Below are 26,334 nucleotides of genomic sequence, written 5' to 3' on the forward strand. Positions count from 1 at the left end.
AAATCTATCCATTGATAAATATTTTTAGAACGAACTGTAACCCGCGCGGACGTATAATTTCCCGGGCATTTGCCTTGTCAAGCCCTTTATTTCCAGGTACATCAGGGCCGCCATTACTTTTTGCGGCGGCAAACCTGTCCGGTCAATCAGTTCGTCCAAAGGAACAGGCTCCAGCGACAGCAGGCTGTACAGCGCCTCTTCCTCCGCGCTCATTTTAAATCTCACACCGGAATTTTCTTCCAGGACGGGAAATAGCCTTTCCAGGCCCAATTCATCTATGATATCGCCGGCGCCTTCGACCAGCCTGGCCCCCTGCCTGATCAGCCTGTGCGGCCCGCGGCTCAAAAGGCTGACTACGTTACCCGGCACAGCCATCACGTCACGGCCCTGCTCCAGCGCAAAGTCAGCCGTGATCAGGGCGCCGCTTTTCTCAGCCGCCTCAACGACCACGGTCCCCAGCGACAGCCCGCTGATAATCCTGTTCCTGGCCGGAAAATGCCAGGGCTCGGGAGGAGTCCCCAGCGGGTACTCGCTGATAACCGCGCCGTTCTCCACAATTTTATCCACGAGCTTTTTATTCTCTCTCGGGTAAACCACATCAGGGCCGCAGCCAAGCACGGCCACCGTCCTGCCGCCGCCCGCCAGGGCGCCCTTATGGCCGGCCGTATCAATGCCCCTGGCCATGCCGCTTACCACGGTAATGCCGAGCGCCGCCAGGTCCTTGGCCAGTTTTTTGGCTACCAGGAGGCCGTACGGGGAAGGTTTGCGCGACCCCACGACAGCTACAGCCAGCTTGTCCGAAGACTTAAGTGAGCCCTTTATAAAAATAACCGGGGGAGGGTCAAAAATCTGAAAAAGGTTCTCCGGATAGCCGGGGTCATCACAACAGATAAAATTCACACCGGCACACTGAAGCTTCCCTTCCTCTTTCACGGGGTCAAGGCCCGCCCTTCGCCGCGCCAGTTCTTCCGGGCTTTCTTCTCCGCTCCAGGGCGCGCCGGCAAGGTCCTTTAGGCTGGCTTCCCAGGCTGCCCGCGGTGAGCCAAAGTGCCTCAGCAGGGACCAAAGCTTCTTCCCCTGCTCCGGCATCAGGCACTGCCACCCCAGCCAGTACAATCTATCTTCCAACAAAACTTCTCCCCTCAAGTACTCTTTAATCCCATTCTTTTCGGGACACAAGCAAAATCTTCCTGCATACTGGCAATATTTTCTTTTTGAGAACCTTTTATTATCTTTCGTCAAAAGGGCCGCTTAGATTTAGGCAGTTATTGCTGCAACCGGGGAGAATTTAAAGAATCTCTTATAATTTTTTCAAGTCGCCATAATCGATCATGTTTAGCAGGCTGTTAATACTCTGCCTTTTCTTAATGACTCCTTCGAAGACATCGCCCAGCTTGCCGGTCCTGGTGAAGACAGTATTAATATTGTAGTCTCCCGGCAGGAAGCCGCCTTTCTCCACCTCAGGCCAGAGCAGCGGGGTCGATACCGGCGCGCCAGGACGGGGGCGCAGGCTGTATTGAAAAGCCATGGTTTTCCCCCTGCCGTTCTGCAGGTAGTCAAGGTACACTTTCCCCTCTCTTTTTTCCACTTTTCTCTCCAAAGTGACCTTGTCCGGGTAAACTTTTTGTGCCAGCTCCGCGACATACTTCATGGCCCCGGTGACCTTCTGCCATGAATAAACCGGCTCCAGCGGTATGAAAAGGTGCAGGCCGCGGGAACCGGAAGTCTTGGGATAGCTCTCGATCTCAAACTCATCCAGGATACGCTTCACCAGGAGCGCGATCTCCAGTATATCAGCGAATGTCGCCCCCTCCGCCGGGTCCATGTCCATAACAGCGATATCCGGGCATTCCAGGTTCTCCAGCCTGGCCAGCCACGCGTGCATCTCGATGCAGGCCTGGTTGGCCAGCCATATCAGTGTAGCCCTGTCGTTGCAAATAATATAGTTTATTACCTTCCCGGTATGCTCCACCGGCTGCCTGATGATCCAGTCAGGCGCGTATTCGGGAACTTCCTTCTGGTAGAAAGTTTCACCCGCCAGGCCGTCCGGATAGCGCTTCATTACAATGGGCCTGTTGTGGAGATGCGGCAGTATGTAAGGCGCAATATCCGAATAATACTTGACCAGGTGGGCCTTGGTCAGGCCTTCCGGCCAGATTAGCTTGTCCAGGTTAGTCAGCTTGACCTCGCGGCCGTCCACACTTACAAACGATTCCTTCATCTAAAAACACCCCGTTTTTAGCTTTTACAGTTTTCAGCCCGGCCAAACCCTTTGAGACAAGAGGTTACAGGGGAAGTCCTTTTTGATTCCCTGTTAGAAGTCATTTTGCCATAACTAAAAAATATAAACAATGAGATTTTAGGGAAACAAGTATTTCTATTGTATTATTAAAGCTTTTTTTTATTTTAAGTGCTATTTCAGCACCCGCTCAGTTGGCATTAAGCTTCACAAACTATAATTTAGACTTAGAACAACCCGTACTACAAATACTAATCCTGAAAGGGGTTAAACAGTATGAGCAGAAAGACCATAACAAAGTTAGCGCTGGATACAGCCATGGCTGTTTTATTTATAATCCTTATATTCGCTTACGACACAGGGCTTGCCTTCCATGAAATCGCGGGGCTGGCCATCTTCACCCTCTTTACAGTGCATATCTTTTTAAACTGGACATGGGTTAAAAGCGTCACAAAAAACCTGTTTACATCAAAAATCAAGAAGAAGCCCAAGTTGATGTATGTCCTGAATACAGTGCTGTTATTCAGTGTTGGCGCCATAATCGTTACAGGGATTATGATTTCAAGAGTCGTTTTTGACTTTGGATTAAACGGCGATACCCGTACACTTGCCGCCGTGCATAAATGGCTGGCATATGCCTGCCTGGGGCTGTTTGTAGTCCATATCGCGCTGAACTGGCGGTTTGTCACGGCATCTGTCCAAAAAATATTCCATAATTATAATGGAAGCCGCTTGAGGAAATCACTTCAGGCCCTGGGAGCGGCGGCAATGGTTATGCTGGTGGTGTATTTTGCCGCCACGCCAGGCCCCAATAAGGCTGCCCAGCAAGCCACGGTGCCGAAAAGTCCGCCCCGGGAAGCTGCCGCCATAAATAATAGTGAAAATAAAACAACAGATGATCAAAATTACACTATTACGAACATACAAGATGATGGGGAATCAGCTGTCAGTCTGTCGGAATATCTAAGCAATATGTTTTGTACCGGCTGTGACAAACACTGTCCCCTGTTGAGCCCGCAGTGCAAAACAGGACAGTCACAGCTGCAGGCTGCTAAAATTCAATACGAAAAGCTGTACGGGTAAACAGGGGTGTAATTATGAACAAGATAACGCTTAAAATATTAGAAGGGTTTCTCCTGTTACATATAGCTGGAAAAACCCTTTAATAATACTATTAAATAAGGGAATTCTTTTTTCCTATTCTGGGGTTTAGATCTTTGACATGCTTATAAAAGGTTGTTTCATGGTATATTTTAATTGGGTAAATAAACCTATAGCAGGAGGCCGGGCTAATGAAAGTAAAGTATGTCCACACCAACATCATCGCCAGGGATTGGAAGAAACTTGCCCAGTTCTATATTGAAGTCTTCGGCTGCAAACCGGAGCCCCCGGAACGGGACCACAAGGGCGATTGGATCGACCAGGTTACCGGTATAAAAGACGTCCGCATCAGGGGTATGCACCTGCGCCTGCCGGGGTATGAGGACGGACCGACTTTGGAGATATTCAGTTACAACAAACAATCTGATAGTAATGAGCCGCCCGCTGTCAACAGGCCTGGTCTGGCCCACATAGCTTTCCTGGTTGATGACGTCCCATATTTCTATAATAAGCTGTTGGAAAACGGCGGAAGCAAATTGGGTGAGATAGTTGAAAAGAAGATAGAGGGCGCCGGGCTTTTGACAGTTGTTTACGCCAGGGACCCGGAAGGAAACATTATAGAGATACTAAACTGGAGATAAGAAAAAATAGATTGGGACAAGGGAGCTGTCCCTTGTCCCGAATTCCCCTACTCATCGAACATCTTTACAATTTCCAGCACCAGGCCCGCTGTCTGCCCTATCTTGCTGATGTCCAGCAAATCCATGGTGTCATTTACAGTGTGCGTGACCTTGCCCAGAAGTTCCATACACATTGACGTGAAGGCCAGGGTCGGGATCCCCAGCGGCCAGAAGAAGCCGTGGTCGCTCTCATAAAACGGTCCTTCGATGAAATCCCCGAACCTTTTGGCGGTCTCTGTGATCCGGGATACCAGCTCATCCGGACATCCAAAAAACGCCGCCATCCTGTTTACATCCTTAAATCCTATGCCGTCAATGTTGATCGCCGCAATGAGATCATCCGGCGGATACTCCTGTATGTAAAGGGCGTCCCCGGGAAACCAGCTGTCCTCGCCGCCGTAAGCTACCAGCTCGATTGCCGCTTTGGTATCCACTTCCCTGAGGTTACGGGCAAGCAGCAGCAAAGCCGCAATCCCGGCAGCATTATCCATGGCTCCCGGTGTTCCGGGAAATGAGTCGTAGTGAGCGCATAACAGGATCTTTTTTTCACCGTTCCCACGCCTCCCAATCAAATTTGAACCGGTGCTCTCTCTGCTTTCAGCGACTATTTTCAGCCTGGCCCCAGAGCCGGAATTCCCCAGCAGGAGCGGTACCTCATCCCTGTGTACCGAAACCGAAGGGATGTCCAACTCGCTGTCCTGCAGCACCGGCAGCGGTATATCGTAATGGCTCACCGTAATAATAGCAACCGGTCTGCGCCTGACCAGGAGTTCGATGAAGCGGTCCTTTATCTCATCAAAATAATAACGGCGGTCGAAGTTTTTGGGCATAAAACCGCCGCGGGTGATATCACCATGCACCAGCGCGATTTTGCCGGTCAAATCAATGTCCCGCAGGTCTTCGGCTGACGAAACAGGAACCAGCACGCCTTCGGTATCACAGGACGGTGAATGGGTGTTCACGATAGCAGGTACCTTTTTCCCTGCCACCGTCAGCCCAACTGATAATGCCCGCCAATCAGGACAGGGGTATTCCTGCGTTGTCACTTCATACCCGAAAATCTTCATTTCTCCGGCGATGAAATCCGCCGCCACCCGGTTAGCCCGGGACCCCGCCGGCCGCTGCCCGATTTCCACCGAAAGTTTCTTCAGACAGCGCTCAATATAATCATCCTGGTTAAAGATGGCCATAACAAAACCCTCCTTCAAGCTGATGTATAATCAATATTACATCAAACACCAAACCCTGGTGCGCTATAGGAGGGTTTACTTTTTTACATATTTTATGATTGTAGTCAGGCGGTCGATCAACTCACAGGCATATTCTTCGATCGTTTTAATCTTGCTAAGCCACTGGTTGGTGTTGAAAATGATGTCTTCTTCGTCCGGGGGCAGCTCGTCAAGGATACCGGCCAGCCCTTCTCTCACACCCCTGTCATAATGCCTGAACATATTGTAGATAGACATGAGGCTGAAACGCGCCTTACGCAAAGCCCGGATTACATAAAGCCTGCGGATCTCGTCTTTGCCAAATACCCGGTATCCGTTGTCAGGATCCCGCGGCACTGTAATCAGGCCGTTGCGTTCCCAACTCCGCAGCATGTCATATGTAATATCAAGTCTTTCTGCTGCTTCACTGCTTTTCCAGTAAGGCCCTGCTGATCCGTCTGGAATATTCCTGTCAGCCGCCCATGTCTCAAGTAGCCCGGCGGCAATTTCAGCCTTCCCCCGCTCCTCTCGTACCATGGTCAAATGCTCCCGTGCCAACTGCATCGCTTCTTCAAAACTACCGGCAGCGGAAAGCAGCACAACCGAGAGCGCTTTCTTTCGAATAATTCCGCCCAGCCAGGTGCTCTTCAGCGCCGTCCTTACAAGGCGCACATACTCAAGATGGAGTTCGCTGTATAACCGGTAGCCATTCTTCGCCCTTGGGACAGGCGGGATGTAACCAAGTTCTTCATACAGCCTCACCGTATTAGGATGTACTCCGCATAAAGCCGCGATTTGAGATGTTTTGTAAGTTTTCATTAGACTACTTCACTCTATTTTAATTTGACCAGGCAGATCAGCCATAGCATGTGCGGACATTGCCCTGCTTTTTCCCATATTTTAATGCAATATACCCGCCGAACACAATAGAACTATGAACTGTCCGTTAATTAGAATGTTTGACTGAACTGTCTGGTTATATTATAATTCCAACATGTGTTGCAATGCTGAATCTTCTTATTACACCTCTATGACCAGCAAAATTCATTTGCCACTTAATGCAATTCTTCTTATGAGATAACAATAATGAAAGTGAGTTGTCCAACTTAACAATGTTTCACTCGCTAGTTGAACAGTTAACCCATATAGCCCTTACCTTAACGGAAACATTCGGTTACTGGGGTATCTATATCGGCATGATTATTGAAAGCTCCTGTATCCCGCTGCCGAGCGAGGCAATTATGCTGTTCAGCGGCTTCATGGTAGCGGTTGGATTGTTTAACTTCTGGATTGTTGTAGCCGCGGGGGTACTGGGCAACCTTACCGGCTCTGTCCTCACATACTGGTTCGGCGCCAGCGGCGGCCGCGCTCTTCTTCTGAAATACGGCAGGTACATCCTGATCAATGCGGATCACGTGGAAAAGGCAGAGCGGTGGTTTTACCGCTATGGGGACTGGACCGTTTTCTTCACCCGTAACCTGCCGGTTATCCGGACTTTTATCTCCCTGCCGGCGGGTATAGCCAGGATGAATTTCGCTAAGTTTTTTATCTATACCCTGGTAGGCTGTATACCCTGGAATATTGCTTTAACATACCTGGGTTTTAAGCTGGGGAAAAACTGGCATTTGATCGAACCTTATTTCCGCCCGGTAAGCTATACTATACTGGCAGCTATTATTGCCGGCGCAGCGTGGTTCTTTTATAAGAATTACCGAAACCGAAAAGAGACGCGCAACCAGGCTAATCGCGATTAAAAACAAGCACACGGGGACGGTCCTCGTGTGCTTTTATAATCCGTATGCAATATAAAGCAAGGGTCTTCTTTTACTGGAAGACCTGTTTTTATAGCTTGTATGAACTAACATACTTTTTATAAAATCGTGTGCTTAACAGTATCACAAAAAAACAACCTCCCGACTGATTAATCAGGAGGTTTCTTTCTGTATAGGACCGGGCACAATACGCTATTTTTTTCTGGTGATAAAAGAGAAGGTATATGTTGAGTCTAAAGGATTTCCCGACAGATCCAGCACAGCGCCGGAAGGTATAATCACGGTATAGGCAGTGTTTTTTGAAAATACTGATTTGGGATCAACAATCAGCGTACTTTCATTAATATCCAAGGTATAAGAAATTATTGTGCGGCCCTTTTTAATTAGGATACCGCTTGCATTGGGGCCAAGTTGTACAGCCTCGCTGAAATTCACAGAAATTGTTTTGTCCAGCGCAACATTTACTGCCCCGTTAGCAGGGTCCGTTGCACTCACTGCCGGAGGTGTTATATCAGACGCCGCTTCCACCGTGGTAAAGCTGAAGCTGCAGCCGTCCGCCAGTGTGCTGCCGGCTGAATCCTGCACGGCGCCTGCCGGCACGGTAACGGTATAATTTGTGCTGTAACCAAGGTTTGCAGCAGGAACAACAGTGAGGGTGCTGCCGTTAATATTTTTAGAAATGGTCACAGGATTATTATCACTATCCGTCATGGTAATTAAATCATATCCTGACCCCGCCGCTATATCCTCACTAAAAGTAATGCTGATAACTTTATCTGTTGCGACACCGGTGGCGCCGGGTGACGGATTTGTCGCAACAACATCCGGCGGGCTGTCAGGATTAATATCAACAACTTGAATCGCTGATTGATTAGATAATGCCGGATTCCTGGTTATTGCGACCAACTGATCGCCTTTCTTAAATAAATACCGGCCTGAGCTTACCAGGGGAATCGTATTCAGGCGGCTAAAATCACTTCCATTGTAAACATTTATGGCGGCTCCGCTCAGGGCATAGAATTGCGAAAGATCAGGCTCAAATGCAATGTCACTGAAAGGAGAGTCTAGTTTTGACACGTAGTTCATGTCCTGGGCTTTATCCGCGGCGGTTGTAAATATACACCCGCTGCCGTTAAAAAGGTATCTGCCGGTAGGTTCAAGCGCTATGTTCTTTTCTAACGGATAATCGCCGTGATAGGGCGAATCATAACCGCCCGGGTATTTAGCGTCAGTGAAAGCCCCGCCTGCTATATTATAGGCGCGCAGATCCCTGGGTGATAAATCCGTGTCAACGGTGTATATCCTTTCCATTGTCGGGTGCAGTTTCGCGTAAGACATCTGCCTGATTGCTGTCCGGTCGTTAAGCTGTTGGGAAGACAAGCTGTATGAATCAAAATTAGTCCACTGGCCGGAACCGGACGGGATATAGAGATAGCCATCCCTCCCGGCTACGATGTCAAACGGGTCTACTGGAATATCAAAAGTATCTTTAACTGTAAATGTGCTGCGGTCAATTACTGCTATTGTCCCGGTCTGATCCTCATCCCACCAGTAAGAACTGTGACTCTGGTGCAGCAGAGCGACATAAAGATCACCCGCATACTGCCCTGTGCCTGGCTCTATGCTTTCAGGCACCCAGTCAAAGCTGAGCAATGCAAGTGTTCCGGTATTATAGTTGACGGCGTATATTTTCTTTTCTGCCGAACTAACAAGATACACCACGGGTTCATCCGGATCAATCGCCGCGTCGTTCACATAAAAAGGCAGCTCGATCAAGTCTCCGCTTTGGGTATCTTCCGCCATACTTACCCGGGCTGCGTATGGGCTCATCGAGAAAGACAGGACTAAAAAAAGAAACAGTACTTTTTTAATTAACATATTAATCATTATTACACCTCCACTTCATATTTTATAGGATGGTAAGGTCATTGTATTTTACATATTGGTATAATTTCTACTATACATTAGAGTAATAATGCGACAGGGGATTGCACCCGGCTGTCGCATTATTAAGAAAGGACCAAAGAACCTCATCATGCTGTTTTCATGCTGTACTTTAAAGATGGTGGCGTTTCTCCTGATCCTTTTACTTGATTCCATGATGTAGGGCCTATTAATTTGCAATCATAAAATTTTTGGCAATAATCCTATTAAACCTAGACCGGGAGGGTATTCTTCTGATTCAAATAAGGTATCGGTACTCCATTCTCTAGCTATACTGAGCACATCAAATTCGCGCGGATATCTTAAGTCTTCTCTGTCCCAATAGCCATTCTTCCTGGCTTCCAGGCTTTTCTCATTAAAAAAGTTAAAGCCCAACTTCTTTTCTTCTATTGTTTTCTCACCCACATTACATGCGGTTTGGCCACAGTCGCCTACGTATGCATAAGCTCTGATCAAAACTCCGTTTCTCGCTTTCGCCCAGGCATGGTATTCCGAAGTGCGCTGCGTACCAAAATACTGCACCTCATCAAATACGTTGCTCAATTTAAGTATGAGAGGTGTTAACTTATCGGGATGCCGCGAATCACCCATGTCAGGCAATGATATTCCAATTACAATGGTCCAGTCACCCAGAGGAGGAGAAACAAAAACTTCCCCGTTAAATTCGTCCCATGCTTCCACTCCGTCAGTCCAATTTGCCACCCTGATGTTCTTTAACTCTAACGCCTTTGCAACTTTATCTATATCTTGGGTTTTTATTGCCAACCAAGCGCAATTGTAACCAAACGGCTCAGGCTTCTCTGGTTTGGGATTTCCATTATCATGATATTCAGGACTATATTGCTTTTTTCCGTTTTCAGCTTCTTTTATAACTACTTCCGCAATTTCCTCTTTACAGGAGGTAATCACTTTGTTGTCCAGAAAACTAAATGCTTTTAGAACTAATTCTCCGATTTCTTCATCTGGAGCATCTAAACCCGCGGTTAGGTGAATTATTTCTATTCCTTCTGGGGTATAGGAACCATCGGATTGTCTTTTTAATGGTAAGAATGTATACCCTTCTTCAGGATTAAATTTCCCGGAAACACATAGCCTTTCCTTAGAAAACTTATACCAGCTTTTTATACCGGTTGCGATTTGCCAAACATTAACGGCTTGTTCTGATTGCTGACATTTCGTTTCTATCGAAACTTTAAAGCATTCCCTAACACTTTTACCTATAACAAAACTTTGATATGGTTTTTCTAATGTGACTGGCTTATTATACTTCCTGCGAATGCCATGTTCATCAAATACATATGGTATTAGTAATATATTATCTTTCTTATCTTTATAAATGCTCACATTATAAATCATATTAAGTGCCCCCTTTAACAACTGTTAGTATAAAAATAATATTTTTTTGATTGAGTCCATTGGACAAAAAGGAGCATCCCGTTGCTTCCACCAGAAAAATGTCTACCTATGGCCTATGTACTAAATCAATATTTGCCATTACTATTTTCTCAAAGTATGCTGACAAAAAAGAGCATCTCCTACCAAAATAGAGATGCTCTTTATATATGCTATAGCAAGCAGTCCTCGAACGCCTTCATAATCATACGACCTATTTCCTCATCTGTTGAATCAATGCTTAAAGTATATTCTTTCTCCCTAGCTTTATTTATCGGAGTATACCCCCCTCCTCTTTCCCGTTTTGATGGTCGAAATATATAGTAACCCTTATCAATATCCATATATCCCCAAACATTTTTTCTTTCTCTTGTAAACTTTGCATAATTTTTTGTTCCGGTTACTTGTTCATAATCAAATCCTTTTTCACCGTGAAAAGGAGTTTCCTTTGCGGCCATTTCGAAAGATTCCCTGGCTTTTTTTCCAACAAAACTGACATCAGACGGATTTTTAATAATGGCAGGCTTATCAATTTGCCAACCATACCCATTGATATGTCGAGGAACGGGAACAATTATAATAATTTCCTTCTTGTCCTTATAAATAGATATTCGGTGTCCCAAGGTTTAATCTCCTTTATTCTATTTTAAAACAAATATTTCAACTCTAATGGTTTTATTTGTTACAGGGTCCAGGTTATCCTCTGCAAACTGAATAGCATTTTGTATTCCCTGAAGCTGTTCTGACGTTAATTTGTAATCAGGGATCCCGATTCTTATCGCCTTTGAATTATAATCATCAGGATATAAAACCTCTAAATCTTTTAATCTATGTCCTTCAAACTCAAACAGTTTTCTAATATCCCTAATTATATTATTACCAAGTTTAATCCCCTGGTTAGATTTAGCTCTAGTATCATAAGTCTTGCAACTTATTACTTCTGTGCCAATCCAATCATCAACCCCCTTAAATGTAGGAGCTCTACTACTAATATAATTTCCAGTAAGGTATTCAAATTCAACTCTTGCTCTTAAATATCCAACTTTATTAGAATCGTTAAATACTACATCCTTTCCGTCAATGACTCTATCCGCTATAGTTCCAGGATCTATTCCTGAAGGTTCTGGGAGAAGTAAATTATCTTTCTCAAAGAGAAACTGAACTATTTCCTCGATATTGCCAACGACCCATTTCAAGAAAAATGGTGATCTAATACCTAAACCATCGTAAGCTGCCGGATATATGCCATTATTACTTAGAACAATTATATCTGATTTTAGGGATATTCCCTCATCGTAATTAGAAACCTTTTTGAACAATGAAACGATAACATTGATATCAGCTTCAGTAAACTTAACAGTTGACTCTTCAAGCGTGTTTTTTACCAGGTTTATTATCTGTCTGTCAAAGCTTTCAGAGATTACTGCCAACAAATCATTTGACATGCCGTAATTCTTAAAGAAAGTAATCACCGTCTCAGCTTCGTTTATACGCCGTATACCGTATGTCCTGACAAAATCCCATGTTACATTGCGCTCCACACCTATCAGCTTCATGCGATCCACGAGACCCTTTATGGGCGCAATGTCTGTAATTACTTTTGCCGCCACACCCAACGTGAGAGCAGCCACTAATTCAATCATCACTTCCTGTCTGGTATGCTCATCACCCGTTATATATCTAACAATTAAATCATAGGCGTAGTAAGCCACGAGCCCAATAGCCACCACATAGAAGTATCCTATCAACCCAGGTAACGCTGCAGCAAGAATTAGTTTACCTATCTCAAAAAGCGCAATCCCAATTATACCGTTTATTAGACTTTCAACATATTTTGCCAGGACCTCATCCAGGGTCATCGAACCGCCGGCGAGACCACCGGTGATCATATATGCCGCAGAGCCGGATGACTGATCCAGTATGATATAACCGGTACCGCTCCAGCCATAATACTGGATGCTCCTGCCCGGTATCGTTACGGTTTTGCCGGCGTTTACGGCATTTACAACATCGTTTTTAACTGACTGGCTTACATCCAGATTGGGCAGAACATCTTCTATGTTTTCTTTTGTTACCGCATATATCGGCACTCCTCTGGCGTTGGCTTCCTGCAAAACTTTGATCGTGGATACTGAAGGTGTTTCCATCATTTGCTCAAAGATGCCATGCTCCATGGCTGAGCCGATAATTCCGGCTGAAAGCATATATGCTTTTCCAGCTTGTCGATCTCCATTTTTGCTTACTATACCGACTGCATCACGGTCTACATCTATAAACAGCCCGCCTTCGCTGATTTCTACAGGAGCGTAAAACATATAGCCGATTTTTGGATTGTAGCCTGAGATTCCCTCACTGAGAAATCTTGTGGATTTAACCCCATACTGGTTTGCGATAAGGTTATTTATGGCATCTACCTGCCCAAAGTAACCTTTAACCACGGCATCCAGTATTTCTCCCATGCCTTCTTCACTGTAGATGTTGCTTTCATTGACAACAGCCTTTAAATTCTCAAGGTTACTTGCTATCTTGTTTATTTCGTCAACTGATATACTTCCGAGGTCTAAACCTATGCAATATAACGCTCCTGCAAATACTGGATTTACGACCTTTTCTTCGGGCATACCCGGGCTACCCAAGGTAAGGGTAAATTCCTGCCTGTACCCAAGGCTCACGGGGTTACCCGAAGCAGCAATCTGACCGTCAATCTTAAGCTGGGGTATCATCTGCAAAAGGTATGGGGGCGTATTAAATATGCCGCCGTAATGGTTTAGTACGTTTTCGTCCTCAACCGTGGCTGGAACCCATGACAGGGTTATTTTCTTTCCGTGAAGGTCGGCAGTGAACGCTCTGTAGCTGAAGTCTTCGGTATCATCAAAGAAAAGCCCGAACGGATTTGCCCCTTTTATACTGAATCCGACCCAGTCGCACAGACTGTCAGGGATGGCTGTCAGTTCCTGGGCTATGGAGACTGTATTGTAAGGCAGTGTCAGAGGGAGCACACCAAGGTTTTCGGGTATTAACTCCATTCCCCCGGTGATGTCAACGGTTTTTGCACTTTCCAGGTTATTTTCCTGCACATAGGTATTTATCCTGTCAATTGCCGTATTCATTAAGGTTTCAAGCTCAGTGGTATCAACACGGGTAACGCTTAAGCCATCCGGGGATATGACTCCGGCGTTACTGGAAACGGCAAGCAGGTCTTCTCTGCTTATACCGGTTATTTCTTCCAGGTTCAACCCTTGTATCTTATTGTTCAGCTTGAAGCTGGGGTCGAGAGGAACCCAAACTGCCTCACCTGTTCCAGAACCTATTCCCCGGTAGTTTTCATAGGGTACGTAGGCTTCTACCCAGGTATGTTCAAGTTGTACGGAAGCTATACTTCCCTCAGTAACGACAGAGGTTACCGGAATACCCATAGAACCAAGTGCCTGTACAGCGGCCGCATGTGTCTCGGTTCCTGTCCAGCTCATTACCCTGTCAACCGGTATCTCCACGGTGCCGGTCACATAACGTGCTGGTATATTCTTGTAGCGTAAAAGGGCAATTAAGAGCGACGCCTGGTCAAAGTCATTGCCGCTGGACTGCTGGAGTGTGCCGGTGGCGCCTTTGCGGGAGCCGTAATAGGGTTCAAATGTAATATTGTTTCTTACTGACTCGTATATTTCCACCGGATTGCTGCTTAATGAATCCGCCATTTCTATAATATCCGGCGTGAACCTGGTTTCCCTGGTTTCGGCCAGGTCTTCGGGAGTTGGTTGCCATGGCAGTACGGAACCGGCAGCCTGCATTTCCGAACTCATATAAGCGGGGGTTATGCCGCCACCGATAGCTGGCGGCGGCGGCTGCATTTGAATATTACGGTGGGGCAGGTCGCTGCCGAGAGGGTTGTGCTCCTCCTCGACGGTGATCAGTTCCTGCATGCGTGTAAGCTTCTCATCTAGTCCCGCCGCCTCAATTGCGTCAAATGTTTCGCCCTGGTTTGAAATGCTGTCAAGTTCTTCGATAATGGCTTCCAGTTCGGCGGTTTTTTTCCGGAACTGGTCCCTGAATTCCCGCTGGCGGGCAACGGCAGTGGAAGCCCCAATCTTTTTCAGGGTTGATTCATTATCGTCAAATTCCTGGTATACACCTCTTTTTGAATCCGCCAATGCCTTTTTTATGTTTTTTACCGAAGCGCGCAGGCTGCCTACCTCTTTCTTGCCTGCGTGTCCTTTTATCTCCTTAAAATGTCCTGACAGCCCCTGGCTTAACGAACCCAGTTTGGTTTTTGGTCCGTTTTTAGCTCCCTCGCCCTGGCCGTTTAAACCGTGCTGTTCATACTGACTGGCGGCATACACCAGGTTCGTGGGGAACACAAAGTTAAAGGAAAAGGTTACAGCCAATATCAGGGTTATTATTTTAATAAAAATCTTGTGTTTTTTCTTAAAGATCATTTGTTTTACCCTCCCGTACTTTATCTATGCATATGGCGGAGCGTGCCTATGCCCGCCCCCGCGATATTCTTTAAGGCACGCTGATGGTCAAAAGCGTCGATTTGAAAAGCCTGTACTCGCCGGCTGCCAGGTAGCAGGAACCGGTAAACAGGTCCACATCGCCCGTGCCGCCGGGCAGCCTGACAACATAGCGGAAGGTGTATTCCTGGTCCGGAACGGTGCTGAACTGCCATGAAGTCGGATCAGCGGAAGTAAACTCCGGTGAGACCCACAGTATTTCCGTACCGGCAGGAAATTCCTCTTTGAGCATGGCTTCCACCGCGGCCATGCCCTGGACTTTTATTTCTACCTCGGCCACATTTCCCATGGCCTCCTGCACCGGCGCCACTCTCTCCAATGAGCTGCGGAACAGCGTGTACGCTTCGGCGGCAGGGCCGGCCTCACCCAGGTCAAAGGTCATCAGCACGGTTTTGCCCTCTCCGTATTGGTGGGTGATCACTCCGGGCAGGGTAACTTTTTCAGTGATAATTGAGGCTACCTGCTGGCCGCCCGTCAAAAGGACTCTCTGGACAGTCCCGGTGCCGTTCAGGTTAAATTCGCCGAGTGGAGAACCGGATATAAAGCTGGTGATATAACCCTTGGAGTTTACTGACCCGATTTCCTTTATGCCAAACAGGTTGAACTGTTTAAGGTTGTCCCCGTTGGAGCCGCCCGTTGCCACCAGTCCTTTCCCTGCCGCGATCTCTTCTGTGAGGACCAGGTCGTCGTGGTCTGTAAGCGGAAGTGATTTGTTGAGCATTACGTAGGTGTTGTACTGGCCACTCTGAAGTTCTGTAAAAAATGCGTCACGGTTATTGACTATGCGGTAGTAAACCTGCATTTCGTTTAATACAGTGGCGGCCATGTCTGTATTAAGCTGGCTTTCCGCCCAGACCAGCACCCTGGGCCTGACTACCCGCTGCATGGTTACTTCGTAAGGATCCTTTACTGTGAAATAGCTGCTGTCCAGGGGCACGACCACTTCGTCATCGAGTGTCACATCACATACAACCAGGTAATTGCCCGGTTTTAGGATATCGTGGCTCCAGGTCAAGGTATCAGAAATGGTTTCATTGAAGGCCAGACTAATATTATCCATGATTGTATCAACAACTTCCCCGGTTACAGGGTCTGCTATGGTTATTCTTACTTGAATGCCTTGCAGGTCCGTGTTGCCCTGGTTGGTCAGAGTATACTCCATGGAGACATCGTCGCCGGGGTAGATATTCTTGGTCAGCACGTTCAGGCTGCCGGTGACCCCCTGTCCGGAATACACGGATGAGGACACGCTGAACTGCGCGCTGTCCAGGCAAAGTACCAGGTCACCCTGATATACTGTCGAAACCACGTTGTAGTCGCCGTATACAGCCTGGGCCACTCCCCAACTGCTCTTATACTGCCAGAAGGCGCCCGGCAGGATCTCCCGTATGGGAGTTGACTTATCCCAGACTACCTGTTCGTCCTTGTCATGTATTTCTGTTTTTACTGTGAGATCCGACAAGATGGCGTTGCTGCTGGTATTTTGCACAGTTTCCACGATCTGGGCGTTCTCGCCTGCCGTGTACATTATTTTGTCAGTGGTCACAGTATTGTCCGGGCTGCCGTCAGAGCTTATTTGAAATTCTGCCGTGTTTACGCCTATTACCTTATTCTCCTCGGTCCAGGTGGCCCTGGCTCTGTATGTTCCGGACAACCTGGTTCCGCAGTTCCAGGCGCTGCTGAATTCTTTGCTTTCACCAGGGTTCCATGAAACAGCTGTCTCAGATGTAATAATATCGAGAACAGCCCCGTTTTCGTCTATTATGTCTACCACCAGCCCCAGGTTTCTCGAAAGCGAGCTCAGGTTCTGGCCGTAGACGGCGGTTTGGACAGTTTCATCGGGCAGGTAGACGTTCTTGTCGGTTAAAATACTTGTATTCATACTGCTCGGGCCAACTACTGTAACCTCAACCTGGTCCGGAATGGAATTAGCTGTTCCGTTATTCACGGTCAGGCTGATCACAGTCTTCCCTTCGGGAAATGTGACTTCAGGCTGGGGAGTTGCCGCTTCGCCGCCGCTCCATGTCCACCTGTATGTCAGCTGGCCGCCGCCGGGATCATAAGAGCCAGTACCGTCCAGTATAACTTTGGCGCCGTCGCTTGCAGTCATGGGTACAACCTGGTCGGGACCGGCGTCAGCAAAGGGAATATCACCGGACCCGCCGATATTGATATCTTCAAGTACCGGAGATAGCTGGTTAGTTGAAGTAAATTTAACTTCAACCTGGATAAAACGCCCCGTTAGATTCTCAATAGTCTGTCCATTTTCAACTTGTAAGTAGGCCGCCTGATCCAGATCTTCAAGCTGGTTGGCAGCCCTTGCGCCCACCGTAAGCCCGGTCCCATCGGGAACCTGTGAGTGCCATGCGATTCTCTCCCATTGATAATCATCCACTCCCGCATCATAGACTGCGGACCAGACCCCCTCGGGATAAGTAATGTTTTTCAGGTTAAACCCGGTCATATCGCTGTAGGTATAGGGGCCTCTCCCCACGGGGTAATAACCGATAATAGTCCCGTCCGTGCTGAGCTTGGTGACGTTGCTCGTGGATTGGTTAACCGCCCAAATGTAACCGTCACCGTCCACACCCACGCCTATTGGTCCTTTACCCAGAGGAGACAGGGTTACTGATTTCAGAAAATCGCCGCTGGGACTGTATTTGTTCAATTTATGGTTGCCGGAATAAGCCGCCCATATATTTCCGTCGCGGTCTACTGCAACCCCCCGCCCCTGGCTTCCGTCCCCGTAATGGCGGGTGTAGCTTTCCGCCACAGGGTCAAACCTGGTCAGCGGGTAGCCCGATTTATAGCTTGGAGACCAGACAATTCCGTTCTTGTCAGCCACAATGCCGTAGGTGTTTCTGCCGACATTATAACTCTTGCCGAATACAGCATTATTTGTATCGATCTTGTCAATTGAATTGTTATCTGTCGAAGCCGACCACAGGTAGCCGCTGCTGTCAATGGAAGCGCCATAAGGTGGCTTGACGGTTCCCACTGTTATTCCCGTCTGAATGCCGTCAGAATCTAAAACCACATATCTGCTTCTGTTATACAAACCGACCCAGATCCTGCCCTGTTTGTCAATGGCGAGAGCTCGCGGAAGGGATTTTGTATCTCCCGCTATCACCGTTGTAACCACAAGCACAGCCTCATCCTGGCCCCAGGGAAGCATCTCACTGGAAGAAATTTTGCCATCTCCGTTTATGTCACTGGAGGTATCGATGATCCCGTTATTGTTTCTATCAATTCCTCCGGTCACAGCAATTTTTACTACTGTGCCGTTGCCGCGGTTAGCCACCCAGCAGTTGCCGTCCTTGTCCACAGCTGTCCTGGAAGGATCGGGGTTTGGCGAACCCGGACCGGTGCGGTAACGGGCAACTTCTTTTCCTGTTTGGGTATTTAGTTTGGATAGCGTCCCTTCCGCTGCATTCGCTATCCAGATATATGGATATACCTCCATGGTTTTGTTCAACTGCAGCTGGTCATGCACCTCATCATGATTCAGATTCTTCATGACGCCGCCGTCAAAATCTTCATCATCCGTGTAGTAAGAATCTATATTCTCCATAACTCTGAAAACGGCTTTTCTGCTGCTGAGGATTTCACCCTGATAACCGATTTCCGCCTCAATCGTGTAGTTCGTCGGCACTGAGCAGTCAACCGTGAAATTGTCCAGATCAATAAAATTTTCACCGCTATGCAAGACTATTGGTATATCCTTTTGCAGCAGCACATTAGAACCGGATTCGTACACGCTGCCGCTGACACTGCTGTAAACGCTATATACAACGCTTACCGGATCTGCATAGTTAATTTCACAATCTATATAAAGTTTTGCCAGAGGTGACACAGGGTTGTCCAACCTTGTCACGCCCGGAATGACTTCAAGATAGGACTGTGGAATTTCCAGAAAAGGAAAAATGGTGAACGGTTTGGTCAGGGTCCCCTGGACCTGGCCGCCTGAATCTTTCAAGACCACCTCGGCCTGGTAATCCCCCGCCTGGTTCAGCCCGGTATACCAGTAAAACCTGCCGAGGCTGTCCTTTTCGACAATATACCTATCCCCAGTCTGGCTTATCACCGCAGCTTCCAGAACAACGTTACGCCCGGTATAAAACGGCTTTATTTCAACGCTGCTTTTGGCCTCAAATGAGCTGGTTTCATTGCCATAGGCATACAATTTCAAATCAGTTAATTCAACTACGGTTTCAACATATTCAAATGACAGCGATCCAAGGACAAGGGCGGTCAGGTAAGGGCTGTCACTCACACTGCCGTTCGGCAGCAGCTGTGATTCCAGATAGGCGGGCACTTCCTGCAAACTCTGCCACATATCCGCTGCCAGGCCGCCATAAGCCATGCAAGTGAGATAAACGGTCTCCTCCGCCTCCCCCCAGCCGCCTTGACCGTTTTTATTGGCCAGCAGCCAGTCTGCAGCCCTGCCCAGATTTTCTGTGAGGTCAAGGCTGTATTTATCCTGGTACTCAAGCAGCGCTTTCCTCGCCAGCCCGGTAAGGTAAACGCTGTTTTTGCCGCCTTCGATCAAACCCCAGCTGCCATCGGGATTTTGTTTGCTCAGCAAATATTCAGCGGCGCGGGATATTTCCTGATCGTAGCCTTCTTTATTCAACAAAGCGCCCATGGCCAGGGCTGTGTCCAGGCTGTCGCTGGCATACCCGGCTGAGACGCCCCAGCCGCCGTCGTTGTTTTGAGCGCCAGTCAGTTCGTTGATTTTTTCCGGTGTGGCCAAATCGGGTATGCTTAAATATCTTGCCAGATAATCATTGTTCTGCGGTGGATTGGCCTGCAGCCAAATTACTCCTTTGTTATAGCTTTCAGTCAGATACCCGTACAAGCCCAGTGTCCGGACTACCGTAAGAGTATTCAACTGCTTCATTTCGTCATCCGGTCCCCATGAACCGTCTTCATTCTGGTTAGCCCGCAGCCATTCCAGAGACGTCGCGAATTGATCACCACTGTAAACGTTATTTAAGACTGTTTCCGCTTTGGCCTGATATGCGGCACATAAAAAAAAGCAGGATAAAATTATTATTGCTAAAAATGAAATCCTTTTCATTTCATCACCTCAATGTACTTTATAGCCATTATGAAGCCACCCATTCTGTATTTAAACATCACCCCCATAAATACTTAATATTGCATTAATGATGTATTTAAGTTATGATATAACATATTTGTCATATAAATAAAGATATTGCATTATATCACATGAAATGTAATTTTTATGTCGAATGATGTAAGGAATGGAAAATATTTTTTAAAAATTGTTGATTATCATAGGAGGAGTATGCGACAGGGGTGGACATGGAACAGATTCTATCTGTCTGATGAATTGCAGTTGACTAGTGAGGGTAATGTTAATAATAGCTGCTCTATTGCCTTTCGACAGCGGGACATTCTTCCGGCGTCTTGTCCCGGCGTATGCCCCGGTATACGGGGTGGCGGAGAAAGCCTTCATTGGTGGTGGTGAGATATTCGACTGAGCAGACCAGCAGAGGCCGCACAAAGATGGTGCGCCGTTTTTCCTCCCTGGGGACTTTGAGTGTCTCCTCCGCCACCTCCAGCTTACGCAACCCTTCAAGCAGCGCCCCTGCTTCCTGTTCACTGAAACCGGTCCCGACCTTGCCCTGGTAAACAAGCATACCATCACGGTAACCCCCCAACACCAGGGAGCCAAGTCCCCTGCCGGAAGATCCTTGCTGGTAGCCGCAGATAACCAGGTCGGCTTCCCTGGTATGCCTGAATTTTTGCCAGTAAGGTGAACGCCTGCCCGGCAGGTAGGAGCTGTCGAGCTTCTTCGCCATGACGCCTTCCAGGCCTTGAGCAACACATGCGCTGTAAAAATCCAGACCGTCCTTCTTTACGAATTGAGATATGACGATCTCTTCATTGCCGGTAACGATCTCCTCCAGCAGTTCCTTGCGGTTGACAAGCGGCAGGTCCATAACATTTTCACCGCCTGAATAAAGCACGTCAAAAACCACAAAAACAGCCGGGCGCTCCAGTGAGGTCCGGCCGATTGTTTTGAGATCTTTCATCCGGCCCCGGGACTGGAGGGCGGCAAAGGACGGCTTCCCTTCCTCAAAGACAACAATTTCCCCGTCGAGTATCGCCGGCGCGCTGTTGACCTTCTCGTGCAGCCTGGCCAATTCCGGGAATTTAGCGGTCAGGTCAATGCCGTTCCTCGAATACAGGACCGTGGTGTTTCCTTCCAGGTAGGACAGACAGCGGTAGCCGTCCCACTTAACTTCGAAGAGATGTCCATCACTGTTATAAGGCTTGGAGCTTGTGGCCAGCATGGGGCGAAGAAGAGGCAAAACTTCCATAGCAATTTAACCTCCGATGCTAAAACCGATTCGGACGTCTAATAAGCGGGATATCTCCCGCACGGGTTTGCAGGCAAAGTCTCTATGGTGTTGAAATCCGCTGGCATTAGAGCCGTGTGACGTGAGTAGTGAGTCGTGAATATATCCTGCAATCCTTTTTAGTCTTTCAACCCTTGATAATGGCTTACAGTCTATTTTGACCGTGTCATGAGGACGGTTATTTCTAAGAGGCTTATTCTCTCGAGCGTGTCATGAGGACAGTTCTGTTGACACGCTTTTGTCTCAAGACTTAATATTAGAAATCGTGTCAACAAAACCGTCCCCAAGACACGCTCGGCAAACCGTCCCCTTGACACGCTCTCATGACACTGTTATCTAACCGGCTTTGCTCTCTTGATAAGAATCTATGAGCGTGTCACAGGAACCGTCCCCTTGACACACTTGGCGGGCTGAAGCCCGCCCTGCATGACAGGGGATTGTCCCAAGGAGTATGGATTAGTATTGCACTTGGAAATACATGTCACAAGACACTTCACACGCCTCACGTCCCACGTCTCACGTCTCACGACCCAATTAGGATGTCTTTCTGCGGGCACGGGTTTTTGCGGCCGTTAATTTTTCAGCGCCGGTATCTGCCGTGGATTTGTTCTCCCTCGTCGCTTTTTTCTGGTCTCTTTCTTCCTTAGCTAAATTAATACTCGCCTTTAACGCCTCCATAAGGTCGACAACTTTGCCGGTTTCCTGCCTGGCCGGCATTTCAACAGCTTCCCCGGCGATTTTGGCCTGAATTCTTTCCATTAGCCCCTGCCTGTACTTGTCTGTGTATTTCTCAGGCTGGAACTCCGCCGACAGGCTGTTAATCAGGCTGACCGCCATTTTAACTTCATTATCGTGCAGGCTGACCTGGTAATTCAGTTCAGTCAGCGCGCCGGGCTGCCTGATCTCGTCCGGGTAATGCATGGTGCTCATCACTATGGTCCCGCCGCTGACCCTGATCGCCGCCAGGCTCTCGCGGCTGCGGATCATCACCCTGGCGACGGCCACCTTGCCGGTCTCATCCATGGCCCTTTTTAAAAGCTCGTATACCTTGGCTCCCCCGTCTCCCGGCGCCAGGTAATATGATTTTTCGTAGTAGACCGGGTCGATCTCGGACAGGTCGACGAAGTCAAGGATCTCAATGTTCTTTCCAGGTCCGTTGGCCGTGTCCTGCGCAAAGTCTTCGTCCTCGAGGATAACGTACTTGCCCTTTTCATATTCATACCCGCGCACGATGTCGTCCATGGAGACCTCTGTCTGGCAGTAAGGGCAGTATTTCCTGTACTGTACGGGGTTCTTACATTTCTTATGGAGGTAATTGAACTTTATATCTTTATGCTCGGTTGCGGCGTAGAGCTTCACCGGCACGTAAACCAGGCCGAAGCTTATGGCGCCTTTCCACATGGAGCGCATTTTATCACCTCAAATCATTCTGTTTTTATTTCCTCTATTATTTCCTCCGCTGTTAAACTAATGCGGCTGAGAATAAAAAGTAAAAACCCGGGCTTTTTGCTTACCCGGGTACAAAATCATGATAATACCGGAGGCACGGTCCCCGGCGCCTGCGGCGCTGTCTTGGCCTGGGACTGCCCGTTGCCTCGCCCGAACATGGACTGGATCTGCGCCAAAACCTGCGGCGCGACGTCTATCAACCGGTCATAAATGGCGTTCCCGTCCACCGGCAGCAGGCGGATCTGGCCGTTGCCAACCACCAGGAAACCGATCGGCTTTACTGATACACCGGCCCCGCTGCCGCCGCCAAAAGCAGGCATCTGGTTCTCTCCTTCCCCCCGGTCGGCGCTGATTTCAAACTCACCGCCGCCGGCTGCAAAACCGCAAGCCACACGGGAGATTGGAATAATCACGGTACCGTCCGGAGCTTCCACCGGGTCCCCGACTACTGTGTTCACGTCCACCATTTCTTTTATGCTTTCCATCGCCGTCTTCATTAAACCTTCTATCGGATGCTGTTCAGGCAAGCCATATCACCCACCCTTTTATTTTAGTCTGATAACCAGGGCCTTAAAACTTGTGAAGATAATATAGCCAATTCTTATCTCAAATATGCAATCAAGGTTAGTGTTGAAGCAGGCCTTTTTAAAATTTGGCGTGACATTTATGACCGGATTACTCACACCTGCCGCTAACATATGGTATACCCAGCTCAAAACAAAACCCTTTAATCCCCAGGCTGTGCCGGCTAATATTCCGGTCTGGGACGGTTCACCGACGCCTATTTCAGTACGCCAGTGAAAACGTCTTACTTTAATATGTCTGATAAGATATAAAATCACGGGGTAATATTTTTTAACCTTTAAGATTGCATTATACAAAATGTTTAGCAATTTGGCCGGTCCCGGAATACGGACTTTCTTTTTTTCTTCTGATAAGAGCCTGCCGCTTTTGCCTTCAATTTCCGCCTTGATTTTAAACGCGGGCCTGGGCCAAAGCAGCGGTTTCAGCCACTGCCGCTCTTTTTTCGGTTCTTTATCATAATCCTGCATTTTAATAACCGGTATTTCCAGCTTGTAATGGATTAAGCCGCGCCAAAGCGAAAAACCGAACGCGAAATGATCGTCCTTTCCCTGCTTGCGATAACTCAGACGCAGGGTTATTTTCGTGAGGAAAATGACAAGCAGAAAGATCGACGCGAGAATAACCGGTAGGAATGCCCTGCCCACCTGCTTCCCTCCCCCGGGCATATTTTTCCACCTTTGGGCGGGAATATACGGCAGCACCGCAGTTATATCCGACTTCACTTTGTTCTGAAAAATACGGGCGATGTTAAATCGGGTTTTTTGATATTTATGAAGGGGAAAATCAGGCAACAAGAGAAATATTTATGAAGGCACTCTAGGAGGTTAATTATGAAACGAATTTTATTACTATCTATTGTTTTAACAATAGGTTTCAGCCAAATTGCGTCAGCCACCCCAACTGTCCTTTTGGACGGCAAACCGGTTCAATTCAGTTCACCCCCTGTTATTGAGAACGGCAGCGTCCTTGTTCCCTTAAGGGCAATTTTTGAGGCTGTCGGCGCTGTTGTCTGGTGGAACGACGCAACTCAATCAGTAACGGCTGAGAAAGGCTCAACCAGGATAAAGCTTATTGTCGGCGGGCCGTCTTATATAAACGGACAGGAGGTTAAACTTAATACACCGGCCAAGGTTATCGGAGGGCATACCATGGTACCGCTGCGATTTATATCCGAGTCGCTGGAATGCAGAGTGGACTGGGATGGGGCAAGGGAAACCGTAACTATCTACTCAGACATGCCAGGCACTGCCGTTCAACCTTCGCCGGGTATATATAACGACTACCAAAAAGCTCAGGGCTACCTAACTATACTTGGGTTTAACACAGGAAGCCGTGATTCCGAGAGTATAGACGGCCAGGTCGTTCTAACATCTTCGAGTTTAATCTTATTCCAGTTCAAAATGGGTTTAAAAATTACAGGCCTGTTTGACGCGGATACCAGGTCCGCCCTTGAACAATGTTGTATTAACGGTCGCACCTACAGCGAAATCATGAAGCTCGAAGGTAAGCAGCTTGATCCTTTATCCAACAATCCCGCGCTTAACGGGCGGCTTGATAGAAGCAAAATGGCTGTAATCCCTTCTGACAAGGGGCCGCATGCCCTTCTCCCCGAAATAACGGCTGTTGGCTGGGCCACTCTGGTACAGGCGGCGGCAAAAGATCCCAATAATGATATGAACTGTTTCAAAGCGAATAAATCAACCAGCGGCTACCGTTCATATGAAGAGCAGGTGAACTTGTTTGATGAGGACGGCTCTGCGACCGCTGCCGTACCGGGCAACAGTCCGCATGGGTGGGGCAGGGCTATTGACTTTAACACCTCGGACCCGCAAACCGGAAGAGCCCAGTCGTACGAGTTAAAATGGCTGGAAAAAAACGCTGCCGCATACTCATTCACCCCCCTCAACCATGCGGTGGACGATAGGTCATGGGAGCCTTATTTCACGGACGGAAAAATTAACTTTTATGAAACCTGGCATTGGAACTACCGGCCTTAAACAAACCCATTTGGAGACAAAAGAACGTCCCATTATTAGAAAAAGCCGCCGGCTTTGAACCGACGGCTTGTTGTTCTATTCGTTCCAGTAGTCCAGCCCCACGTTGTGCCTGGCTTTTTCCAGGTATACCGAGGCGACTTGCCTGGCCTTGCTGGCGCCTTTTTTCATGGTGTCCACCACGAAACCCCTATCCTCAGAAAGTTTTTTCCGCTCGTTCCTGAAGGGCTCGAAGTAGTCCCAGATCACGCCGAAAATTTCTTTTTTCAGGTCACCGTATTTCAGGCCCGGAGTGAGCAGCCTCTCCTTGAGCTCTGCTTTGCCCCGCGCGTCTAAAAACAGGGCATAAATATCGTAAAGGGGGTTCCCCTCAACCGGTTTTGGCTGGTCCACCGGCGTGGAGTCTGTCTTGATGCTCATTACTTTTTTCTTTAAAGTTTTCTCGTCGCTGAAAATCTCGATGGCGTTACCGTATGACTTGGACATTTTCTGGCCGTCAATGCCCGGCACTACCGCCAGGTCGTCCTCTATGTCCGGCTCCGGCACCACAAAGGTCTCGCCGTAAGTGGAGTTGAAGCGGAAGGCAATGTCCCTGGCGATCTCAAGGTGCTGCTTTTGGTCTTTGCCCACGGGGACCTTGTCCGCACCGTACATCAGGATGTCCGCCGCCATCAGCACCGGGTAGGAAAACAGGCCGTGGCTGGCGGGGATGCCCTTGGCTACCTTGTCCTTGTAAGAATGGTTGCGCTCCAGCAGGCCCATGCCGGTGACGTTGGAAAGAAGCCAGGTCAGCTCGGTTACCTCCGGTACATCGGACTGTATATAGAATACTGACTTATTGGGATCAAGGCCCAGGGCTAAAAAATCACAGGCTGCTTCATAAGTCTGGCGCCTTAAGAAAGCGGCGTCGAAAACCGAAGTCAGGGCGTGGTAGTTTACCAGGAAACAAAACAGCTCGTTGTTTTTTTGGTAGTCTACCATCCTTTTCATCATCCCGAAATAATTGCCCAGGTGCAGGGACCCCGATGGTTGAATTCCTGAAAGAATACGCATTTATATGCCTCCTTGTG

General features: G+C 48.0%; 18 protein-coding genes. 4 read left to right on the forward strand and 14 right to left on the reverse strand.

The window, feature by feature from the left end; all coding sequences use genetic code 11:
* Positions 1-24: 24 nt before the first annotated feature.
* Positions 25-1,128: a DNA-processing protein DprA gene (gene dprA, locus ACOBQJ_RS01785; RefSeq protein WP_421069991.1), complete on the reverse strand. Its 1,104-nt coding sequence runs from the start codon at positions 1,126-1,128 to the stop codon at positions 25-27.
* Positions 1,129-1,300: 172 nt separating this feature from the next.
* Positions 1,301-2,221, reverse strand: a complete 921-nt coding sequence (ligD, locus tag ACOBQJ_RS01790; protein ID WP_421069992.1) for a non-homologous end-joining DNA ligase — start codon at positions 2,219-2,221, stop codon at positions 1,301-1,303.
* 294 nt (positions 2,222-2,515) lie between these two features.
* On the opposite strand from ligD (ACOBQJ_RS01790), the gene ACOBQJ_RS01795 reads away from it, so the two are divergent.
* Together ACOBQJ_RS01795 and ACOBQJ_RS01800 are read left to right on the forward strand one after the other, a co-directional pair.
* Complete coding sequence (locus ACOBQJ_RS01795; protein ID WP_421069993.1) at positions 2,516-3,322, forward strand: cytochrome b/b6 domain-containing protein; 807 nt, start codon at positions 2,516-2,518, stop codon at positions 3,320-3,322.
* A 209-nt stretch (positions 3,323-3,531) separates the two neighbouring features.
* Positions 3,532-3,981 carry a VOC family protein gene (locus ACOBQJ_RS01800; protein ID WP_421069994.1) on the forward strand — a complete coding sequence of 150 codons (450 nt, stop codon included), beginning with the start codon at positions 3,532-3,534 and terminating at the stop codon, positions 3,979-3,981.
* A gap of 47 nt (positions 3,982-4,028) precedes the next feature.
* Here the strand turns inward: ACOBQJ_RS01800 and ACOBQJ_RS01805 are convergent, their stop codons facing one another.
* Together ACOBQJ_RS01805 and ACOBQJ_RS01810 are read right to left on the reverse strand one after the other, a co-directional pair.
* Positions 4,029-5,210, reverse strand: coding sequence for a M28 family peptidase (locus ACOBQJ_RS01805; RefSeq protein ID WP_421069995.1), 1,182 nt, complete (start codon positions 5,208-5,210; stop codon positions 4,029-4,031).
* Positions 5,211-5,285: 75 nt separating this feature from the next.
* Positions 5,286-6,047, reverse strand: a complete 762-nt coding sequence (locus ACOBQJ_RS01810; protein ID WP_421069996.1) for a MerR family DNA-binding transcriptional regulator — start codon at positions 6,045-6,047, stop codon at positions 5,286-5,288.
* 278 nt (positions 6,048-6,325) lie between these two features.
* Between ACOBQJ_RS01810 and ACOBQJ_RS01815 the strand changes: the two genes are divergently transcribed.
* A complete protein-coding gene (locus tag ACOBQJ_RS01815; RefSeq protein ID WP_421069997.1) occupies positions 6,326-6,982 on the forward strand; it encodes a DedA family protein in 657 nt (218 codons plus the stop codon).
* Between the two features lie 210 nt (positions 6,983-7,192).
* Here ACOBQJ_RS01815 and ACOBQJ_RS01820 read toward each other — a convergent pair whose 3' ends face one another.
* The 9 genes from ACOBQJ_RS01820 to ACOBQJ_RS01860 form a co-directional block, all read right to left on the reverse strand.
* A complete protein-coding gene (locus tag ACOBQJ_RS01820; RefSeq protein WP_421069998.1) occupies positions 7,193-8,887 on the reverse strand; it encodes an Ig-like domain-containing protein in 1,695 nt (564 codons plus the stop codon).
* A gap of 237 nt (positions 8,888-9,124) precedes the next feature.
* On the reverse strand, positions 9,125-10,300 hold the full coding sequence (locus tag ACOBQJ_RS01825) for a hypothetical protein (RefSeq protein WP_421069999.1): 1,176 nt from the start codon (positions 10,298-10,300) through the stop codon (positions 9,125-9,127).
* 209 nt (positions 10,301-10,509) lie between these two features.
* Complete coding sequence (locus ACOBQJ_RS01830; RefSeq protein ID WP_421070000.1) at positions 10,510-10,959, reverse strand: contact-dependent growth inhibition system immunity protein; 450 nt, start codon at positions 10,957-10,959, stop codon at positions 10,510-10,512.
* An 18-nt stretch (positions 10,960-10,977) separates the two neighbouring features.
* Positions 10,978-14,769, reverse strand: coding sequence for a transglutaminase domain-containing protein (locus tag ACOBQJ_RS01835; RefSeq protein ID WP_421070001.1), 3,792 nt, complete (start codon positions 14,767-14,769; stop codon positions 10,978-10,980).
* Between the two features lie 70 nt (positions 14,770-14,839).
* Positions 14,840-19,927, reverse strand: a complete 5,088-nt coding sequence (locus tag ACOBQJ_RS01840) for a hypothetical protein (protein ID WP_421070002.1) — start codon at positions 19,925-19,927, stop codon at positions 14,840-14,842.
* 316 nt (positions 19,928-20,243) lie between these two features.
* Entirely contained in the window at positions 20,244-21,197 is a 954-nt protein-coding gene (gene ligD, locus ACOBQJ_RS01845) for a non-homologous end-joining DNA ligase (RefSeq protein WP_421070003.1), read from the reverse strand.
* 573 nt (positions 21,198-21,770) lie between these two features.
* The gene (locus tag ACOBQJ_RS01850; RefSeq protein WP_421070004.1) at positions 21,771-22,646 is read right to left on the reverse strand and encodes a Ku protein; all 876 of its coding nucleotides are present in this window, start codon (positions 22,644-22,646) and stop codon (positions 21,771-21,773) included.
* Positions 22,647-22,762: 116 nt separating this feature from the next.
* Positions 22,763-23,212 (reverse strand): GerW family sporulation protein, encoded by a 450-nt coding sequence (gene ytfJ / locus ACOBQJ_RS01855; protein ID WP_421070005.1) that lies wholly within the window; start codon positions 23,210-23,212, stop codon positions 22,763-22,765.
* Between the two features lie 18 nt (positions 23,213-23,230).
* A complete protein-coding gene (locus tag ACOBQJ_RS01860; protein WP_421070006.1) occupies positions 23,231-23,914 on the reverse strand; it encodes a DUF2953 domain-containing protein in 684 nt (227 codons plus the stop codon).
* 186 nt (positions 23,915-24,100) lie between these two features.
* Between ACOBQJ_RS01860 and ACOBQJ_RS01865 the strand changes: the two genes are divergently transcribed.
* Positions 24,101-25,267 carry a stalk domain-containing protein gene (locus ACOBQJ_RS01865; protein ID WP_421070007.1) on the forward strand — a complete coding sequence of 389 codons (1,167 nt, stop codon included), beginning with the start codon at positions 24,101-24,103 and terminating at the stop codon, positions 25,265-25,267.
* A 75-nt stretch (positions 25,268-25,342) separates the two neighbouring features.
* Here the strand turns inward: ACOBQJ_RS01865 and trpS are convergent, their stop codons facing one another.
* Positions 25,343-26,317: a tryptophan--tRNA ligase gene (gene trpS / locus ACOBQJ_RS01870; protein WP_421070008.1), complete on the reverse strand. Its 975-nt coding sequence runs from the start codon at positions 26,315-26,317 to the stop codon at positions 25,343-25,345.
* Positions 26,318-26,334 lie beyond the last annotated feature (17 nt).

The organism is Pelotomaculum propionicicum (assembly GCF_048984525.1).
GTDB lineage: Bacteria > Bacillota > Desulfotomaculia > Desulfotomaculales > Pelotomaculaceae > Syntrophopropionicum > Syntrophopropionicum propionicicum_A.

Bases quoted from the DNA above. Each gene is read 5' to 3' on its own strand.
- ACOBQJ_RS01800 (WP_421069994.1), top strand. From the start codon at position 3,532: ATGAAAGTAAAGTATGTCCACACCAACATCATCGCCAGGGATTGGAAG.
- ACOBQJ_RS01820 (WP_421069998.1), bottom strand. From the start codon at position 8,887: ATGATTAATATGTTAATTAAAAAAGTACTGTTTCTTTTTTTAGTCCTG.
- ACOBQJ_RS01850 (WP_421070004.1), bottom strand. From the start codon at position 22,646: ATGCGCTCCATGTGGAAAGGCGCCATAAGCTTCGGCCTGGTTTACGTG.
- ACOBQJ_RS01835 (WP_421070001.1), bottom strand. From the start codon at position 14,769: ATGATCTTTAAGAAAAAACACAAGATTTTTATTAAAATAATAACCCTG.
- ACOBQJ_RS01805 (WP_421069995.1), bottom strand. From the start codon at position 5,210: ATGGCCATCTTTAACCAGGATGATTATATTGAGCGCTGTCTGAAGAAA.
- ligD (WP_421069992.1), bottom strand. From the start codon at position 2,221: ATGAAGGAATCGTTTGTAAGTGTGGACGGCCGCGAGGTCAAGCTGACT.
- trpS (WP_421070008.1), bottom strand. From the start codon at position 26,317: ATGCGTATTCTTTCAGGAATTCAACCATCGGGGTCCCTGCACCTGGGC.
- ACOBQJ_RS01840 (WP_421070002.1), bottom strand. From the start codon at position 19,927: ATGAAAAGGATTTCATTTTTAGCAATAATAATTTTATCCTGCTTTTTT.
- ACOBQJ_RS01825 (WP_421069999.1), bottom strand. From the start codon at position 10,300: ATGATTTATAATGTGAGCATTTATAAAGATAAGAAAGATAATATATTA.
- ACOBQJ_RS01865 (WP_421070007.1), top strand. From the start codon at position 24,101: ATGAAACGAATTTTATTACTATCTATTGTTTTAACAATAGGTTTCAGC.
- ACOBQJ_RS01795 (WP_421069993.1), top strand. From the start codon at position 2,516: ATGAGCAGAAAGACCATAACAAAGTTAGCGCTGGATACAGCCATGGCT.
- ACOBQJ_RS01810 (WP_421069996.1), bottom strand. From the start codon at position 6,047: ATGAAAACTTACAAAACATCTCAAATCGCGGCTTTATGCGGAGTACAT.
- ligD (WP_421070003.1), bottom strand. From the start codon at position 21,197: ATGGAAGTTTTGCCTCTTCTTCGCCCCATGCTGGCCACAAGCTCCAAG.